The organism is Streptomyces griseobrunneus, from assembly GCF_046713465.1.
Lineage (GTDB): Bacteria > Actinomycetota > Actinomycetes > Streptomycetales > Streptomycetaceae > Streptomyces > Streptomyces microflavus.
In genome coordinates, this window is sequence record NZ_CP177080.1 from 7,208,119 (window position 1) to 7,223,782 (window position 15,664).

General features: G+C 71.9%; 20 protein-coding genes and 2 pseudogenes. 11 read left to right on the forward strand and 11 right to left on the reverse strand.

The window, feature by feature from the left end; translation table 11 throughout:
* Nucleotides 1-113: 113 nt before the first annotated feature.
* The 3 genes from ACK8N7_RS32900 (at nucleotide 114) to ACK8N7_RS32910 (ending at nucleotide 3,043) form a co-directional block, all read left to right on the forward strand.
* Nucleotides 114-854 (forward strand): helix-turn-helix domain-containing protein, encoded by a 741-nt coding sequence (locus tag ACK8N7_RS32900; RefSeq protein ID WP_500445890.1) that lies wholly within the window; start codon nucleotides 114-116, stop codon nucleotides 852-854.
* Between the two features lie 102 nt (nucleotides 855-956).
* The gene (locus ACK8N7_RS32905) at nucleotides 957-2,015 is read left to right on the forward strand and encodes an iron chelate uptake ABC transporter family permease subunit (protein ID WP_500444747.1); all 1,059 of its coding nucleotides are present in this window, start codon (nucleotides 957-959) and stop codon (nucleotides 2,013-2,015) included.
* Entirely contained in the window at nucleotides 2,012-3,043 is a 1,032-nt protein-coding gene (locus ACK8N7_RS32910) for a FecCD family ABC transporter permease (protein WP_500444748.1), read from the forward strand. Before ACK8N7_RS32905 ends, ACK8N7_RS32910 begins: the two co-directional genes overlap by 4 nt.
* Before the next feature lie 178 nt (nucleotides 3,044-3,221).
* Here ACK8N7_RS32910 and katG read toward each other — a convergent pair whose 3' ends face one another.
* Nucleotides 3,222-5,477, reverse strand: a complete 2,256-nt coding sequence (katG, locus tag ACK8N7_RS32915) for a catalase/peroxidase HPI (RefSeq protein WP_403217665.1) — start codon at nucleotides 5,475-5,477, stop codon at nucleotides 3,222-3,224.
* A gap of 388 nt (nucleotides 5,478-5,865) precedes the next feature.
* Here katG and ACK8N7_RS32920 point away from each other — a divergent pair, with 388 nt between their 5' ends.
* The 3 genes and pseudogenes from ACK8N7_RS32920 to ACK8N7_RS32930 all read left to right on the forward strand — a co-directional run.
* Nucleotides 5,866-6,276, forward strand: coding sequence for a Fur family transcriptional regulator (locus tag ACK8N7_RS32920; protein WP_500444749.1), 411 nt, complete (start codon nucleotides 5,866-5,868; stop codon nucleotides 6,274-6,276).
* Between the two features lie 54 nt (nucleotides 6,277-6,330).
* A pseudogene (locus tag ACK8N7_RS32925) lies at nucleotides 6,331-6,543 on the forward strand (AfsR/SARP family transcriptional regulator); the annotation flags it as partial.
* A 179-nt stretch (nucleotides 6,544-6,722) separates the two neighbouring features.
* Nucleotides 6,723-6,836, forward strand: a pseudogene (locus tag ACK8N7_RS32930) (BTAD domain-containing putative transcriptional regulator); the annotation flags it as partial.
* Here ACK8N7_RS32930 and ACK8N7_RS32935 read toward each other — a convergent pair.
* Nucleotides 6,801-6,932 carry a hypothetical protein gene (locus tag ACK8N7_RS32935; RefSeq protein WP_403217671.1) on the reverse strand — a complete coding sequence of 44 codons (132 nt, stop codon included), beginning with the start codon at nucleotides 6,930-6,932 and terminating at the stop codon, nucleotides 6,801-6,803. The pseudogene ACK8N7_RS32930 and the gene ACK8N7_RS32935 sit on opposite strands and share 36 nt — an antisense overlap.
* A gap of 1 nt (nucleotide 6,933) precedes the next feature.
* On the opposite strand from ACK8N7_RS32935, the gene ACK8N7_RS32940 reads away from it, so the two are divergent.
* Nucleotides 6,934-7,347, forward strand: a complete 414-nt coding sequence (locus ACK8N7_RS32940) for an AfsR/SARP family transcriptional regulator (protein ID WP_500445892.1) — start codon at nucleotides 6,934-6,936, stop codon at nucleotides 7,345-7,347.
* Nucleotides 7,348-7,752: 405 nt separating this feature from the next.
* Nucleotides 7,753-7,959: a hypothetical protein gene (locus tag ACK8N7_RS32945; protein WP_500444750.1), complete on the forward strand. Its 207-nt coding sequence runs from the start codon at nucleotides 7,753-7,755 to the stop codon at nucleotides 7,957-7,959.
* Nucleotides 7,960-8,236: 277 nt separating this feature from the next.
* On the opposite strand, the gene ACK8N7_RS32950 is transcribed toward ACK8N7_RS32945, so the two are convergent.
* Nucleotides 8,237-8,470 (reverse strand): hypothetical protein, encoded by a 234-nt coding sequence (locus ACK8N7_RS32950; RefSeq protein WP_500444751.1) that lies wholly within the window; start codon nucleotides 8,468-8,470, stop codon nucleotides 8,237-8,239.
* A gap of 83 nt (nucleotides 8,471-8,553) precedes the next feature.
* On the opposite strand from ACK8N7_RS32950, the gene ACK8N7_RS32955 reads away from it, so the two are divergent.
* Nucleotides 8,554-8,697: a hypothetical protein gene (locus ACK8N7_RS32955; RefSeq protein ID WP_500444752.1), complete on the forward strand. Its 144-nt coding sequence runs from the start codon at nucleotides 8,554-8,556 to the stop codon at nucleotides 8,695-8,697.
* A 55-nt stretch (nucleotides 8,698-8,752) separates the two neighbouring features.
* On the opposite strand, the gene ACK8N7_RS32960 is transcribed toward ACK8N7_RS32955, so the two are convergent.
* A complete protein-coding gene (locus ACK8N7_RS32960; protein ID WP_403217661.1) occupies nucleotides 8,753-9,865 on the reverse strand; it encodes an FAD-dependent oxidoreductase in 1,113 nt (370 codons plus the stop codon).
* A gap of 86 nt (nucleotides 9,866-9,951) precedes the next feature.
* Entirely contained in the window at nucleotides 9,952-10,263 is a 312-nt protein-coding gene (locus ACK8N7_RS32965) for an ArsR/SmtB family transcription factor (protein WP_403217660.1), read from the reverse strand.
* Nucleotides 10,264-10,455: 192 nt separating this feature from the next.
* Here ACK8N7_RS32965 and ACK8N7_RS32970 point away from each other — a divergent pair, with 192 nt between their 5' ends.
* Nucleotides 10,456-10,755, forward strand: a complete 300-nt coding sequence (locus ACK8N7_RS32970; protein WP_403217659.1) for an ArsR/SmtB family transcription factor — start codon at nucleotides 10,456-10,458, stop codon at nucleotides 10,753-10,755.
* A 286-nt stretch (nucleotides 10,756-11,041) separates the two neighbouring features.
* Here the strand turns inward: ACK8N7_RS32970 and ACK8N7_RS32975 are convergent, their stop codons facing one another.
* Genes ACK8N7_RS32975 through ACK8N7_RS32985 form a run of 3 tightly spaced genes read right to left on the reverse strand, consistent with a single transcriptional unit; the run spans nucleotide 11,042 to nucleotide 12,215 of the window.
* Nucleotides 11,042-11,308, reverse strand: coding sequence for a DUF4235 domain-containing protein (locus ACK8N7_RS32975; RefSeq protein WP_031121907.1), 267 nt, complete (start codon nucleotides 11,306-11,308; stop codon nucleotides 11,042-11,044).
* The gene (locus ACK8N7_RS32980) at nucleotides 11,305-11,805 is read right to left on the reverse strand and encodes a DUF3618 domain-containing protein (RefSeq protein ID WP_403217658.1); all 501 of its coding nucleotides are present in this window, start codon (nucleotides 11,803-11,805) and stop codon (nucleotides 11,305-11,307) included. The genes ACK8N7_RS32975 and ACK8N7_RS32980 overlap by 4 nt, the downstream gene beginning before the upstream one ends.
* Nucleotides 11,802-12,215: a phage holin family protein gene (locus ACK8N7_RS32985; RefSeq protein ID WP_500444753.1), complete on the reverse strand. Its 414-nt coding sequence runs from the start codon at nucleotides 12,213-12,215 to the stop codon at nucleotides 11,802-11,804. Before ACK8N7_RS32985 ends, ACK8N7_RS32980 begins: the two co-directional genes overlap by 4 nt.
* 264 nt (nucleotides 12,216-12,479) lie before the next feature.
* Here ACK8N7_RS32985 and ACK8N7_RS32990 point away from each other — a divergent pair, with 264 nt between their 5' ends.
* Entirely contained in the window at nucleotides 12,480-13,340 is an 861-nt protein-coding gene (locus tag ACK8N7_RS32990; protein WP_403217656.1) for a SigB/SigF/SigG family RNA polymerase sigma factor, read from the forward strand.
* Between the two features lie 66 nt (nucleotides 13,341-13,406).
* Here ACK8N7_RS32990 and ACK8N7_RS32995 read toward each other — a convergent pair whose 3' ends face one another.
* The 3 genes from ACK8N7_RS32995 to ACK8N7_RS33005 form a co-directional block, all read right to left on the reverse strand.
* Nucleotides 13,407-14,087, reverse strand: a complete 681-nt coding sequence (locus ACK8N7_RS32995; protein ID WP_403217655.1) for a hypothetical protein — start codon at nucleotides 14,085-14,087, stop codon at nucleotides 13,407-13,409.
* Nucleotides 14,088-14,125: 38 nt separating this feature from the next.
* Entirely contained in the window at nucleotides 14,126-14,554 is a 429-nt protein-coding gene (locus tag ACK8N7_RS33000) for a hypothetical protein (protein WP_403217654.1), read from the reverse strand.
* A 104-nt stretch (nucleotides 14,555-14,658) separates the two neighbouring features.
* Entirely contained in the window at nucleotides 14,659-15,660 is a 1,002-nt protein-coding gene (locus ACK8N7_RS33005; RefSeq protein WP_403217653.1) for an ArsR/SmtB family transcription factor, read from the reverse strand.
* Nucleotides 15,661-15,664 lie beyond the last annotated feature (4 nt).

A 15,664-nucleotide genomic window follows, 5' to 3' on the forward strand; every position in this document is an offset into this window, starting at 1 on the left:
TCGATCCGTTGGTAAGGTGAGGCTAACCTCGCTGGTCCCGCTGCGCCGATCCGAGTGCGACATCGCTGGTGACGGACACGACGCATCGCACACAACGGGAGGCACGCTTGCCGATGACATCCCTCGGCACCGTGGTCGCCGAGAACGCCATCCGCTTTCTCGGCCACGACACGCACGAGCACGATGAGCCGCACCTCGTCTACGTGGTCAGCGGCAACGCCTGCCTGTCCGCCGACGGCGAGGAGTGGCGGCTCGGGCGGCACGAGGCGCTCTGGCTCGCTCCCCGTGTGCCGCACGCGCTGCGGATCGAGCCGGGCGGCATGGCGCTCGGCCCGTTCCTCAACCCATCTGACCAGCCGCGATGTCGTGTGCAGCCGCTCGGAGCCGTACCCGCGATCGTCGAGGTCATGACCACCACACTCGGCGCGGCGCCGACCACGGCGGAGCAGGTCCAGCCGTTCCGCCAGGCGCTGGGGCGGGTGCTGAGGGGCATCTCCCGGCAGTACTTCCCGGTCGTGCTGCCCGCCCATCCCGCGGTGCGCGCACTCGCCCGCGAGGCCCTGCGCACGCCCTCCGTGACGCTGGAGGAGCTCGCCGCCCGGCACCGGATGAGCGCCCGGCAGGTGCAGCGCGTCTTCCTCGACGAGACCGGACTGCCCTTCACACGGTGGCGCAACCGGGCCAGGATGAACGCCGCCGTCGAACACCTCCGCGGCGGGGGTGAGCTGACGGCGGCTGCCAGTGCGGCCGGCTACGCGACCCGGGCGGGACTGCTGCGCGCGCTGAGCCGCGAGTCCGGGGTGCCGGTGAGCGCGCTCACCACGGACGCGGTGGGGGCGCTCGGCGGCCGCTGAGTTCAGGTAGCCCCCAGCTAGTTCACGTACTTCGGTCACGCACGGCACGATCACGCACGGCACTTCGGGCTCTCCGGGTAGCTGGTCGCTCAGGGAGGTTCGATGGCACAGGCGCTCGCGAAGACGACCGCACCCCCACCGACCGCGTCGTCGCGTTCGTCGCGGCGCGGGGCGCACCGGCTCCTCGGCCTGGGCGTCGCCGTCGGCACGCTCCTCGTGGCGGTGCTGCTCAGCGTCGCGATCGGCTCGGCGATGCTCCCGCTCGACGTGGTGTGGCAGGCGCTGACCGCTCCCGACGGCTCCGCCTCGCACGCCACGATCAGCGGCGCCCGCGTGGACCGTACGCTGCTCGGCATCGTGGTCGGGGCGTCCCTGGGCGTGGCGGGAGCACTCATGCAGGCCCTCACCCGCAATCCGCTCGCCGATCCGGGGGTCCTCGGCGTCAATGCCGGTGCGGGGTTCGCCGTCACCCTGGGCGTGGCCGTCTTCGGCGTCACGCGCATCGAGGAATACCTGCCCTTCGCCTTCGTCGGTGCCGTCGCGGGTTCGGCGGTGGTCTACCTCGCCGCGAGCGGCGGACGGGCCGGGCCCTCCCCGCTCCGGCTCACCCTCGTCGGGGTCGCGTTCACGGCGGTGCTGTCCGGCATCTCCCAGACGCTCGCCCTGATCGATACGGAGACCTTCGACCGCATGAGGTTCTGGGGAGCGGGCACCATCACCGACCGCCCGACGGGCACCGCCGGTGACATCGTCCCCTTCGTCCTGGCCGGCCTGCTGGCCGCTGTCTGCTGTGCGCGCCCGCTCAACGCGATCGCCCTCGGCGACGACGCGGGGCGGGCGCTCGGGCTGCGGGTCGGGGCGACCCGGTGCGGTGTGGTGATCGCGGTGGCCCTGCTCTGCGGTGCGGCGACGGCCGCGGCGGGACCGCTGATGTTCGTCGGCCTCATGGTGCCGCACGCCGTGCGGTGGCTCACCGGACCCGACTGGCGCTGGATCCTCGCCTACTCCGCCGTCCTCGCCCCGGCGATCGTGCTCGTCGCCGACGTCCTGGGCCGGCTGATCGTGATCCCCGCCGAGCTGCCGGTCGGCGTCATGATGCCGGCCATCGGCGCGCCCGTACTGATCCTGCTGGTACGCGGGAGCCGGGTGAGGGAGCTGTGAACGGCGTACTCGTCCTCAGGGCAGGGCCGCTGAGCCTGAAGGCGTCGCGCCGCTCGGTCGTCGTCTGCGGACTGCTGGGGGCCACGCTGGTCGCGCTGGCCCTGTGGGCCTTCACCCTCGGCAGCTACCCGCTGAGCCTCGGCGACCTGGCCGCGGTCATGTCGGGCACAGCCGGGAACGGCGTCCGCACCGTCGTCCTGGAGTGGCGGGCGCCGCGCATCGTCGCCGCCGTGGTGTTCGGGGCCGCCCTCGCCGTGGGCGGGGCGATCTTCCAGTCCCTGACCCGCAACCCGCTCGGCAGCCCCGACGTCATCGGCTTCACCACCGGCTCGTACACCGGCGTCGTCCTCACGCTGCTCGCGGGCGCGAGCAGTTACTCGGCCCTCGCGGCGGGCGCGCTCGGCGGCGGGCTCATCACCGCCTTCGCCGTGTATCTGCTGGCGTTCCGGCGGGGTGTGCGGGGCTCCCGGCTCATCGTCGTGGGGATCGCGGTCGGTGCGTTGCTGTCCTCGGTCAACACGTGGTTCCTGGTGAAGGCCGATGTGGACACCGCGCTGAGGGCGGCGGTGTGGGGTGCCGGATCACTCAGCGCCATCGGCTGGCCCGCCGTCATGACGGCCTCCGTCCTGACGGCGGGGGTCGCACTGGCGGCCCCGGTGGCGCAACGCCGGATGCGATGGCTCGAACTGGGCGACGACACGGCGGCGATGCTGGGGGTGCCCGTCGAGCGCACGAAACTGCTGCTGGTCGTTCTCGGCGTGGCCGCGACAGCGGCGGTGACCGCCGCGGCCGGCCCCATCGCCTTCGTCGCGCTGGCGGCCCCGCAGATCGCCCGCCGTCTCACCGGGCGCGGCACCGTCGACCTCACCGGTGCGGCGCTCGTCGGCGCGCTTCTGCTGCTCGGCGCCGACATGGCGGCGCAGCATGCGATTCCCGATGTGTCGCTGCCGACCGGAGCGGTAACGGTGTGCGTCGGCGGGGCATATCTGCTGCTACTGCTGGTGCGGGAGTCCAGGCGGGGGCTCTAGGGGGTGTTTTACGGGAGGTCGCGGGCCCGAGGCGGGCCCCGGCTGCCGTCCCGGGCGGAGGAGCCTGCGGGACGGAGACCTTGGGCCGGGCAGTGGCCCGAGGGGACGGTGCGGGTGTGCACCGACCCCTCGGACGGACTCTGCCGGTCACTGGTGGAGCGGCTGTGACCGGGCGCGGTCAGACCAGATCGAACCGGTCGAGGTCCATGACCTTTGCCCAGGCGGCGACGAAGTCCGTCACGAACTTCTGCCGCGCGTCGTCGCTGGCGTATACCTCGGCCAGGGCACGCAGTTCGGCGTTGGAGCCGAAGACCAGGTCGGCGCGGGTGCCGGTCCACTTGACCTGGCCGCTCGCGTCGCGGGCCTCGAACTCGTCCTGCGCCGACGACGTCGACTTCCAGGTGACCCCCAGGTCGAGCAGGTTCACGAAGAAGTCGTTGGTCAGCGTGCCCGGGCGGTCCGTGAGGACGCCGTGCTTCGAGCCGCCGGAGTTGGCGCCCAGCACGCGCAGACCGCCGACCAGGACGGTCGTCTCAGGGGCGCTCAGCGTCAGCAGGTTGGCCCGGTCCAGGAGCAGGTACTCGGCGGGCAGGCGGGCGGCCTTGCCGACGTAGTTGCGGAAGCCGTCGTACGCGGGCTCCAGAGCGGCGAAGGACTCGACGTCCGTCTGGTCCTGCGTGGCGTCGACCCGGCCCGGGGTGAACGGCACCTCCACCTCGACACCGGCGTCCTTGGCCGCCTGCTCGACGGCCGCGTTGCCCGCGAGGATGATCAGGTCGGCCAGCGAGACCTGCTTGCCGCCCTTGGCGTCGAAGGACTCCTGGATGCCTTCCAGGACGCGCAGGACCCGGGCCAGCTCGTCCGGGTCGTTCGCCTCCCAGCTGCGCTGCGGCTCCAGACGGACCCGGGCGCCGTTGGCGCCGCCGCGCTTGTCGCTGCCGCGGAAGGACGCGGCCGAGGCCCAGGCGGCCGAGACCAGCTGCGCCACCGTCAGGTCCGTGGCGAGCACCTGCTCCTTGAGCGCGGCGATCTCCGCGGCGTCCAGCAGCTCACCGGTCCGCGCGGGCAGCGGGTCCTGCCACAGCAGCACCTCGGAAGGCACCTCGGGGCCCAGGTAGCGCTGGATCGGGCCCATGTCACGGTGCGTCAGCTTGTACCAGGCGCGCGCGAAGGCGTCCGCGAACTCCTCCGGGTTCTCGTGGAAGCGGCGCGAGATCTGCTCGTACGCCGGGTCGAAGCGCAGCGACAGGTCGGTGGTGAGCATCTGCGGCTTGTGCTTCTTCGACGCGTCGTGCGCGTCCGGGATGGTCGCCTCCGCGTCCTTGGCGACCCACTGGTGCGCACCGGCGGGGGACTTGGTCAGCTCGTACTCGAAGGCGAAGAGGTTGTGGAAGAACTCGTTGCCCCACTTGGTCGGGGTGCTGGTCCAGGTCACCTCCAGACCGCTGGTGATGGCGTCCCCGCCCTTGCCCGACCTGTACGAGCTGCGCCAGCCCAGGCCCTGCTCCTCCAGCGGCGCGCCCTCGGGGTCCGCGCCGACGCTCTCGGCCGGGCCCGCGCCGTGGGTCTTGCCGAAGGTGTGGCCACCGGCGATGAGGGCGACGGTCTCCTCGTCGTTCATCGCCATCCGGCGGAAGGTCTCACGGATGTCGCGGGCGGCCGCGACCGGGTCCGGGTTGCCGTTGGGGCCCTCGGGGTTGACGTAGATCAGGCCCATCTGGACCGCGCCGAGCGGGTTCTCCAGCTCACGGTCGCCGGTGTAGCGCTCGTCGTCGAGCCAGGTCGTCTCCGGGCCCCAGTAGACGTCCTCCTCCGACTCCCAGACGTCCTCGCGGCCACCGGCGAAGCCGAAGGTCTTCAGGCCCATGGTCTCCAGGGAGACGTTGCCGGTGAGGATCAGCAGGTCGGCCCAGGACAGTGCCTGGCCGTACTTCTTCTTGACCGGCCACAGCAGCCGGCGGGCCTTGTCCAGGTTGCCGTTGTCCGGCCAGCTGTTCAGCGGGGCGAACCGCTGCTGACCGGCGCCCGCGCCACCGCGGCCGTCGCTGATGCGGTACGTGCCGGCGCTGTGCCAGGCCATCCGGATCATCAGCGGTCCGTAGTTGCCGAAGTCGGCCGGCCACCAGTCCTGCGAGGTGGTGAGCACCTCGGCGATGTCACGCTTCACCGCGGGCAGGTCGAGCGCCTCGAACGCGGCCGCGTAGTCGAACTCCGCACCGAGCGGGTTCGCCACGGCGGGGTTCTTGGCGAGGATCTTCAGGTTGAGGCGGTCCGGCCACCACTGGCGGTTCCCGCCGCCCTGCGTGGGGTGCGGCGCGCGGCCATGGGCCACGGGGCAGCCTGCCGCCTGTGCCTCGGGCACCTCCGGAATGGCCGTCTCGGGCGAATCCGGGGTGACGGGATCGAAGACATGCGACTCGTGGTTCTCGGTCATGAGCAATCCTTCCGGACCCGGCGGGTCGTGGGGCGCTGAACGGGGGAGGAGGATTCGGGCCGTACAGAAGGGGCACGCTGTGATTCACGACCTCGCCGCGGGCCGCTCGGACGCCTCGCGGACCACCGGCCCGCACGGTCCCGGGCGATGCGACGAGGACGGGCCCGGCCGACGGGTGGCGCCGCGCGGGATACCGGCGGTGCTGCGTCACATGTCTCTGCTGCCGTACCGGAGTCTTCCTGTCTCTTGGATGTCGCCGGGATCGATCCTACGATGGACTTCGTCCAAGTCAAGAAGTTGGCTAAAACCATAACCACACTGGGCGCGTCGGCGTCGGTTTCCCCCCGGGCGCCGCGCGTCCCCCGCCGAGCGGAGCAGGTGAAACGAGATGAGCGACCTCCTTGACCGGCTGCGGGGGCGTGGCTGGCGGCTGACCTCGCAGCGGCGTGTCGTCGCGGAGGTCCTCGACGGCGACCACGTACACCTGACGGCGGACGAAGTGCATCTGCGGGCCGCCGCGCGCCTGCCCGAGATCTCCCGCGCGACCGTCTACAACACGCTCGGGGAACTCGTCGCTCTCGGCGAGGTGCTGGAGGTCTCCACCGTGGGCCGGGCCAAGCGCTACGACCCGAACGCGCGCCGCCCCCACCAGCACCTGGTCTGCTCCGGCTGCGGCACGGTCCGCGACGTCCACCCGGCCGGCGACGCCCTCGGCGACCTGCCCGAGACCGAGCGGTTCGGGTTCGCCGTCGGCTCGGTGGAGATCACCTACCGCGGTCTGTGCCCGGCCTGCGCCTGACCGGAGCGGGATCCACGCTTCTGAGCGTTCACCCTCGCATTGCGCAATGCGGGAATGTACTTTGCCCTGCTCGGCCGCCTGCGTCTGAGAATCGGCAGCGGTGTCGTCGGCCTTCCCGGCCCCGTCTCCCGCTCCATCGTCGCCCGGCTCCTGCTCGCCCGGGGCGATGTCGTGCAGCGCGACACCCTGATCGACGAGCTGTGGGGGGAGCGCGAGGCCAGGAACCCCGCCAACGCGCTCCAGGTCCAGATCACCAAACTGCGTGCCGCGCTCGCCGCCCAGGGCGAGGAGGGGCGCCTGGAGTCGCGCCACGACGGGTACCGGCTCGTCCTCGGCCCGCAGGACGAACTCGACGCGGCTCTCTTCGAAGCCGCTGTCCGTGAGGGCGGCGCCGGAGCCTCGCGGACCAGGCGTACGAGCAGGCCGAGCGGCGTCTACGCGACGGGTTGTCGCTGTGGCAGGGCCGGGCCCTGGACGATCTGGACGGGCCTGCCTTCCACGCCGAGCGCGTACGTCTCGAAGAGCTACGGCTGAGCGCCCTGGAGGGCGCGGCCTCCGCCGGCCTGGAGCTCGGACGCACCGCGGATCTGGTGCCCGAGCTGAAGGCGCTGCTGTCCGCCGAGCCCCTGCGCGAGCCGGCCCCGCGCCCAGCTCATACTGGCCCTCCACCGTTGCGGCCGGCACGCCGAGGCCCTCGCGGTCTACGAGGAGGGCCGGCGGCGGCTGAACGCGGAACTGGGCGTCGCGCCCTCACCCGAACTCCGCGACCTGCACGCCGCGGTCCTCCGGCACGAACCGTCCCTGCGGGGACCGGGCCGGCCGCTCCCCGGGGCCGCGGAGACCGATGACCCGACTGCTCGGCTCTCCTCCGCGGCGGACAGCCGGGTCCCGCCACCGCATCAGCCGTCCGGAGCCCCGGCCTCCGCGCCGGCCCCGGTCCCGGCGCCTGCGGCTGCCCCCGTCCCGGCCCCGTACCCCGTGCCGGCCCCGGCCTCCGCGTCGTACCCCGCCCCGGCCCCATACCCCGCCCCGGGACCCGCCGCACCGGGCCCGGCAGCTGCCGTTCCCTGATGGTCCTGACGACCAGCAGGGAACCGCTGAACGTGTCCGGCGAGGCGCTGTACCCGCTGGCCCCTATGTCCGAGGAGGAGGTGGCCGACCTCTTCAGCGCACGGGCCGTCATGATCGAGCCGGCCTTCGCCGTGGACGCGGCGGCCAGGGAACACGTCCGGGCCCTGTGCCGCAGGCTCGACGGGCTGCCGCTCGCCGTGGAACTCGCCGCCGCCCACGTCCGGTTGCTGACGGTGCGCGAGATCACGGCCCGCCTCGACAACCGGTTCGCCCTGCTGACCAGGGGCGACCGTACGGCCCCGGCCCGGCACCGTACGCTGCGCGCCGTACTCGACTGGAGCTACGGGCTCCTCGACTCCTCCGAGCGCCGGGTGCTGACCGAACTGGCCCCGGCGTTGCGTTCTCGTGGCGGTGGCCGAGGACGGCACCGAGGAGACGGCTCTCACCTGGCAGGTGCCGGAGGGCGGTTACGGCCTGCCGGGCTCCCCGAAGGAGAGGCTGCTGGCCGTCGGGTGCCTCGGCATGGCGGCCGAGGACATCGCCGGATACGTGATCCGTACGACCGGCGGCGAGAAACTCCTCGACCTGCCCGCCGCACCCGGCTCCTCCTGAACGGGGGGCGCCCCCCAGAGGGGTCGTCCGGTGCCCCCACTGCACTGCACTGCCCGGCATTGCACCACACCGGACAACCCCGCCCCGCCCCTTTCCCCCGCCTTTCCCCGGGCTGTCCTCGCAGCTCGGGGCAGGCAAGCGGGCGTTAAGCGGAGAGCAAGCGGCGCCCGTGACAGTCGGTCCGTTCGGTTGTCATGGCGTCCGCGCGCTCTGTTCGGGCCGCGGGCCTACCGGGGAAGACACCCGCGGCGTTCGTCGCCCCCGACGAGAAGGCGCGCTACGTGGGGACCAGCGACGACGGACGCTTCACGATCGCCGTTGTCGTCCGGGCGACCAGGGCCATCGCCCATGTCACGGACGGGGCGGCCGACGTGGCATGGCTGAGCGGCACGGCGGGCGGCTCAGCCCTGCTGCTCACCGGCGAGGACGGGGAGGCGGTGTTCCACGGCACCGTCGAGGACGGGTCGCTGACAGGAACGGCCTCTCGCGGAAGCCGGAAGGTGGCCTTCACCCTGCTCGTGGTCGAGGCCCCCGCCGGTCTCTACCGGGCGGCCGGCCAGGTCGGGGCAGGAGCGGGTCACGCTCGGGCTGATCGTGAGGCCGGACAGGAGCCAGACAGGCATCCAGTGGACCGTCGGGACGCCCCGGCCGGCACCCGGCTGGGACCTGGACGGCTCGACGGTGACCTTCGGCGGCACCGAACTACGCGTCGAGGCGGTCGCACCCGACGACGTATGACCGTCCGTCACACGCGGTCCCCGGCGGCTCTCCGGCAGGTCTCCGGCTCTTCGGCTCAGCGCGTCGGTGCCGCGCGGCCGAGGGCGAACCGGGCGGTGCCCGGTCGACCCTCGACCAGGTCGGCGGCGAGTTCGCCGATGGCGGGCCCGAACTTGAAGCCGTGCCCGGAGAAGCCTGCCAGCACGGTGACCGGGCCCTGCCGGTCGATGACGAAGTCCTCGTCGGGCGTCGTGGTGTAGAGGCAGGTGAGGGGGACCGGTTCGGTGCCGGCCACGCCGGGCAGCCACTCCTGGGCGTAGGCGCGGAGGCGGTCGACGGCCGCCGGGTCCGGCGTACGGTCGCGGTGGTCGGGGTCCACGACCGGACCGACGCCGTGCAGACCGATCTTGACGCCGTCCGCGCTGCCCAGCCCGTACAGACCGCCCGGCACGTTCCAGCCGGCCCCCGGGTGGTGGATGAACGACGGCCAGTCCAGCGCGTCCGGTACCGGGAAGTGCGCCGGCTGCTCCTGGGTGACGCGCATCGGCGGCAGGCCGCTCACCACGGCCGGCAGGAAACCGGGCGCCCAGCCGCCCACGGCGACCACCACCGCATCCGCCGTCAGCGCCTCGTCGGCATCCGTGACCACGGTGACCCCGCCCCCGGTACGCCCGGCGTGCCGGATCTCCGTCACGCGCACCCCGTGCCGTACCTCCGCCCCCCGCTGCCCGGCCGCCTTCAGCAGCGCGGACACGGCGTCGTCGGCGTGCACCCGGCCGGCGTCCGGGTGGTACAGCGCGGTCGTGTCGGCCCGGAGCCCCGGCCACCGGTCGGCCACCTCACCGGGGGACAGGCGCTGCGCGGACCGGCCCGCTCCGGCGAGCACGTCGGCCAGCCTGCCCACCGCTCGGGGCAGACCGTGGTCGACGGCCCCGGTGAGCGTCAGCACCGGCTGCCCGCTCTCCTCCTCCAGCCGCCGCCACAGGGGCAGTGCCCGGAGCGCCAGCTCTGTGTACGAGGGCTCCGCGTACGCCAGCCGGAAGATCCGGGAGGTGCCGTACGAGCTGCCGCGGTCGTGGCCCGGACCGAAACGTTCCAGCACGGTGATCCGGTGGCCGCGCACCGAGAGGCTCCAGGCGGCAGCCGCTCCCATCAGCCCGCCGCCGACGACGACAACCCGAAGAACCATGAGCGTGGGTCCTTTCCTATGACGGCCGCTCGTCCTGACGGTCCGTGCGGTGCGGTGCGGTGCGGTGCCGTGCCGGGCGGTGCCGTTCAGCAGGGGCGTGTACGTCCGGTGGCGACGGTCTCCTCGGCCTGGGCCGAGAGCTGGGCCAGCTCGGCGCCGAGGCCGGAGAGCACCTCCGGCTTGAGGCGGTAGTAGGTCCACCGGCCGCAGGGCTCGGTCTCGACCACGCCCGCTTCCCGCAGCACCTTGAGGTGGTTCGACAGGTTCGTCTGCCGGGCGCCGGTCTCCTCCACCAAGTGGGTGGTGCACAGGGACTCGCGTGCGAGCAGGGTGACGATCCGCAGACGCAGGGGATCCGCCAGCGCCCGCAAGATGTCAGCGTTAACTGATGTCAACATGTGCTGATGTTCTCACGCCCGGTGTCGCCGGGTCCACCGAGCCGTGCGGCGGCTCGCGGAGCAGCGCGCGGCTCGCCCGGATCCGCTTCCTGCGGACCCCGCGAGCTGGTTGCACAATGACTGGACCACCGTGAAAATGGGCTCGTGTCACGCCTGGAAGTGGTTACGTCAGAGCCCTGCTGCCCCTCCGTCATGACCGCGTCACTGGACGCGGAGCAGGCTTCCGGCGCGGCCAGGATGTTCAAGGCCTTGGGCGACTCGATCAGGCTCCGCCTGTTCTCGATGATCGCGTCGGCGGCCGACGGTGAGGTCTGTGTCTGCGATCTGACGGGCCCCTTCGACCTCTCCGCCCCGACGATCTCGTACCACCTCAAGATCCTCCGGGAAGCGGGCCTCGTGACGTCCGAGCGCCGGGGCACCTGGGTCTATTACCGCGCCCGGCGGGACGGCCTGGAGATCCTTTCCGGCCTGCTCGCCGCACCGACCGGCTAGGCCCGCGGGGCCTGGTCCATCTATATTGACGCCCATCTATGTGGGGTGGGGTGCTCCGGCTGCAGTATCGATAAACATCGAATCAGTGGTCGATCGTCATGAGCGAGCAGCGGAATCCCGTCGTATCGAGGTGCCTGTCCCGGTGGCGCTGGTGTCCGTCTCGCTCGCCTGGCGCCGGAGGTTCACGGCGTAGGCCCGTCGTCGCGGCTTCCGCCGGTGATCAACGCCCCGGCATGCCGGACGGGCGGTGCCGGCGCCTCTGCGGGAGGGCCGGCACCGCGGCGGGTCAGCCCGGCCAACTGCCCGTGACGCGCCGGGTGGCCTGGGCGCCCGACCGCTCGACCGTGGCCTTGACCACGGCGAAGATCGCACCCTGTACGGCGGCGGCCAGAAGGATCTGCGCCCACGGGCGGTCCTCGTCCAAGGCGTCGGGAGCGTCGCCCTCGCCCTCGATGAGCTTCCACGCCTGCTTGAACGCGGCGCCCGCGATCATGCCGCTGACCGCGCCCAGTGCCATGCCGACCGGCTTGTAGGCGATTCGGGACGCCCTCATCGGTTGCGTCCGCGGCTGCGGCGTATCAGCAGGAAGGCGATCAGCATCGCGCCGCCCGCGATGAGCGGGGTGCGGTTGGCGCGTGCCGCCGTCGCGGCCTGGCCCGCCTTCTCCAGCAGCGGGTCGGGCGTCCTGTCCGCCGCGTACTGCCCTGCCCTGGTCGCACTCTCACGCACCTGCGCGGCTGCCTGCGCCGTCTTCTCCAGCACGGCGTCGGGCGTCTTGTCCTTCACCAGCTCTGCGGCCTGACCCGTCTTCTCCCGGATCTGCCCGGAGGCCGACGCGGCCTTCACGGCGGCCTGCTCCCTCACCGCGGCGGTCTTCTCCGCTGCCTGTGCCTTCACCGCCTCGGCCTTCCCCTTCGCCTGCGCCTTGATGTCGGCCTTGGCCGCCAGCGCCTCGACGGTCTGCCCGAGTTCGTCGCGCGTCCGCTCGACCTGCTCGCGCAGCTCCTCGGGGGTGGGTGTGCCCATCTTGTTCTGCGATTCGTCGTTCATCGGTGTGCCTTCTCCTTCACCTCGGCCAGATCGGCCTTGACGCTGTCGATGGTCCGTTCGGGAGCGGGGGTGCCTGCCTGGGCAATCTGCTTCTTCCCGGCCAGGGCGGCCGCGGCGGCCATCGCCCCCAGCACCCCCGTGACGATGAGGGCCGCCGCCCACAGGGGCAGCGCCAGGGCGAGTGCGGCGATGCAGGTCGCCACCAGTGCCTGGGCCGCCAGGATGCCGATGAGGCCCGCGGCGCCGAAGAGGCCGCCGCCCTTCCCGTAGCGCTTGCCCTTCTGTGTCATCTCCGAACGTGCCAGCTGCATTTCCTCGCGGACCAGCTCCGAGATCTGCTGCGAGGCTCGTGAAACCAGCGCACCGACATGCTCGCTGTCGGCGCCGGCCTGCCGCTCTGCTGTGCTCATGATGAGGTCACCTTGCTCTCCTCGATCGGTCGCGACGGAACGTCCTCATCCGGATGTGTACGCCGCCGTCGTGCTCCGGCTACCCGACAACCGCGTCGTCACCCATCGATCTGTACGAGGCGCTCTGTACGAGGCGAAGTTCGCGAAATAGAACGCGTGTCCCATCGAGGCGTGTACCGCCGAACTCCGGGTAGACGCAGCCTTGTGCAGGCGGAACTCCGCGGCAGTGTCTGGGGCAGGGGAAGGTTCGCAATGTCGATATCCATGGAGACCACGACCGAGGCTCCGAGCAGAGCCGTCGCACCCGTGGCGCTCCCGCAGATCGACGATCCGCAGAAGGTCGCCCCGAAGGACGCCCGCGCGATGGGCGCGCTCTTCTTCGCGCAGTTGCAGGTTCTCGAAGAGGGCACCCACGAGTACCAGTACGCGCGGAACACCCTCATCGAGATGAACCTGTCGCTGGTGCAGTTCGCGGCGAAGCGCTTCCGCAACCGCGGAGACGGCCAGATGGAAGACATCATCCAGGTCGGCACCATCGGCCTGATCAAGGCGATCGACCGCTTCGAGCTGTCGCGCGAGGTCGAGTTCACCTCCTTCGCGATTCCCTACATCGTCGGTGAGATCAAGCGCTTCTTCCGCGACTCCACCTGGTCGGTCCACGTCCCCCGGCGCCTGCAGGAGCTGCGGGTCACCCTGGCCAAGGCCAAGGAGGAGCTCACCTCGACCCTGGGCCGCGACCCCGGCGTCGCGGAGTTCGCGAAGCACCTGGACATCACCGAGGAAGAGGTCATCGAGGGCCTCATCGCCTCGAACGGCTACACCGCGGGCTCCATCGACCTCCCGCTCGGCGGAACCGAGCAGGGCGGCACCGACAGCGGCACCAGTTACGCCGACATCACCGGCGACTGCGACCCCGGTATGGAACTGGTCGAGAACATCCACGCCTTGGCCCCGCTGCTGGAGACCCTGGAGGACCGTGACCGGGAGATCGTCCGGATGCGCTTCGGCCAGGAGATGACCCAGGCCCAGATCGGCGAGCACCTCGGGATCTCCCAGATGCATGTCTCCCGGCTGCTCTCCCGCCTCCTCACCACGCTGAGGGAAGGCATGCTCACCCCGAACTGAGCCGCCCGAACTGAGCCGCCCGAACCGAGCCGGCTGACTGGAGCCGGGCGGTCGGTACCCGGTGTGTCAGCTCCGGGGCTCCTCAGGGACCTTCACCGGCACGCAGGGGAATCCGCTGCTGTCGATGGGGTTCTTCCTGGTCGGTGCGCACAGCTCGAATCCGGTGGGGTCCACGGCGTCGGGCACGCTGAATCCGAACACGCCGATCTGCGTCTCGCCGCGCTGGAGCGGAGACCCCATGACGCTCATGTCGGTCCAGGCGAAGGTCCGCCACTCGCCGTCGGCGACCTGGGCGAGCTGACTGCGGGGGAACGCCTCGACCGTGCAGTCGATCTCCCCCTCCTCCATGTAGGGGCCCTTCGCGCAGGTGCCCGAAGCCGGCTGGAATCGCAGTGTCAGGCCGGTGATCCTGGCGCTCTTCACCCCGCGATCGGGGAGTTCCCCCGTCGCCGCGACGTACACCGCGAGGTAGTGCTTCCCGGCGGCGGCCGATTCGCCGGCCAGCTCAGGTGCCCACATCGTGTCGACGGGCTTCACCCGGACCCCCAACGGCTCACCCATGCCGGTGTGGAGGAGCTCGCCGCCGGGGAAGTCCTCGAACCGCGTGTACGTCGGGGCGGACACGGTGACCGACGGCGTTGCGCCCGGGAGTCCGGCGGGCGCCGGGTTCTCCCCGCCGCCGTCCGAACAACCGGCGAGCAGCATGATCGCGCCCACGGCGGCCAGGGCCGGGAGACGATGCGACATTGAGGTACCTCTCGAGTTCAGGTGACGGGGTGCGGGGTTCAGGGGCGCCGGTAGGGGTGGCAGAGCAGGTCCTTGTAGTTGCCGTCGTCGAGGCAGATACGTACGAGCCCGGCCCCGCCCGGAACATCCGCGGGAACGCTGAAGGTGAAGTTCTTGGCCGTCCCGCACGCCGTGGCCGCGGAGGCGGATCCCTTCGAGCCGAGCTTCACGGTGTCGGCGGCGTTGTACGTGTACCCCCAGGTGAGCCGGCAGTACGCGGGCCCGGCCGTGCTCACCGACTTGTGCGTCCCCGTCACGGTGACCGACCGGTTGTGCCAGGTCATGGTGCCGGTCGTCCAGGTGTTCCCGACGGCGACACGGAAGTCGGTGACAGGAGCGTCGGCGGCACGGGCGTCGGCGGCGGGGGCCAGCAGAGTGCCGGCCGCCAGGGCGACGGTACCGAGGGCGGCGGCGAGGTGCGTACGCATGCGATGTCCAGGTGTGGGCCGGTTGCGGCTTCATATCCTGCGGGCCCGGGCACGCGCGGCCCAGCTGTTAAGCCACGGCTTAAAGCCCGGCCTGAAGCTCGGCTTCACGCCTCCGGCACCGTGCCGGCGGTCCTCAGCAGGGCGAGCCCCAGCGGGGTGATGAGGTGCAGCACCGAACCGCCCCGGCGGCTGGTGGTGATGAGTTCCGCGTTCCGCAGCACCGTCGCGTGCTGACTGGCGGCCGCGGCCGAGACTTCGAGCCTGCGGGCCAGCTCCGTCGTCGTACAGCCGTCCGCCGTCACATGCAGCGCGGCGGCCCGCGTGCGGCCGAGCAGCGACTCCAGGTTCCGGTTCCGGCCGGGGGAGCCGTCCGGCCCGGCACCGGTCAGCGGATCACGGAGGGCGGGCACGGTCAGCCGGGGCGGCTGGGAGATGTCGAGCGGGTCCCACAGAAGACTCACCGCGCGGGGTGAGAAGACCGTGGGCGCGATGATCAGCCCTCTGCCCTGGAGGCGCACCTCCACCGCGCGTGGGTACGCGGCCTCCAGCACCGGCGGCCGCCAGCGGACCAGCGGTGCGCAGAGCGAGCGCAGCAGCAGATCGACCCCTCCCTCCAGGACCAGGTTCGCGTAGCGGGAGGCGAGCGCGACCAGTTCCGAACGCCCCTTGTGCCAGTACGGCTCCACGGCCAGCCGGTGGCAGGCCCGTACAGCCCCGGCGAACTCCCGCAGCGCGTCACGGTCCCCCTCGGCCAGCCGCCCGGCCCACGGCCGCTGTGCCGGAGAGAAGTCGACCCCCTCGAACTCACGGCGCAGCCGGGACACCGGCGTGTGCAACAGGTTGTCCACGGCGTGGTCCAGGGACGGCACATCGCCCGTCAGGGCCAGCAGGTCGAGACCCGGCCCGCGGGCCGGGAGCAAGGACGTCAACGGGCGGGTCTCCACCCCCATCCGGGGTGCGACCGCCGCCCGCCAGTGGCCGAAGCGCGCAGTGTCCCGCCGCTCGCGCAGCAGTTCCAGGCTGTAGTACGTCTCGGCCGCCGCGCCGATCGTCGTCGCCACGCGCGTCCGCGCGAGGTCCTGTGCCGTGAAGTGGATGCGCAGCACCGGT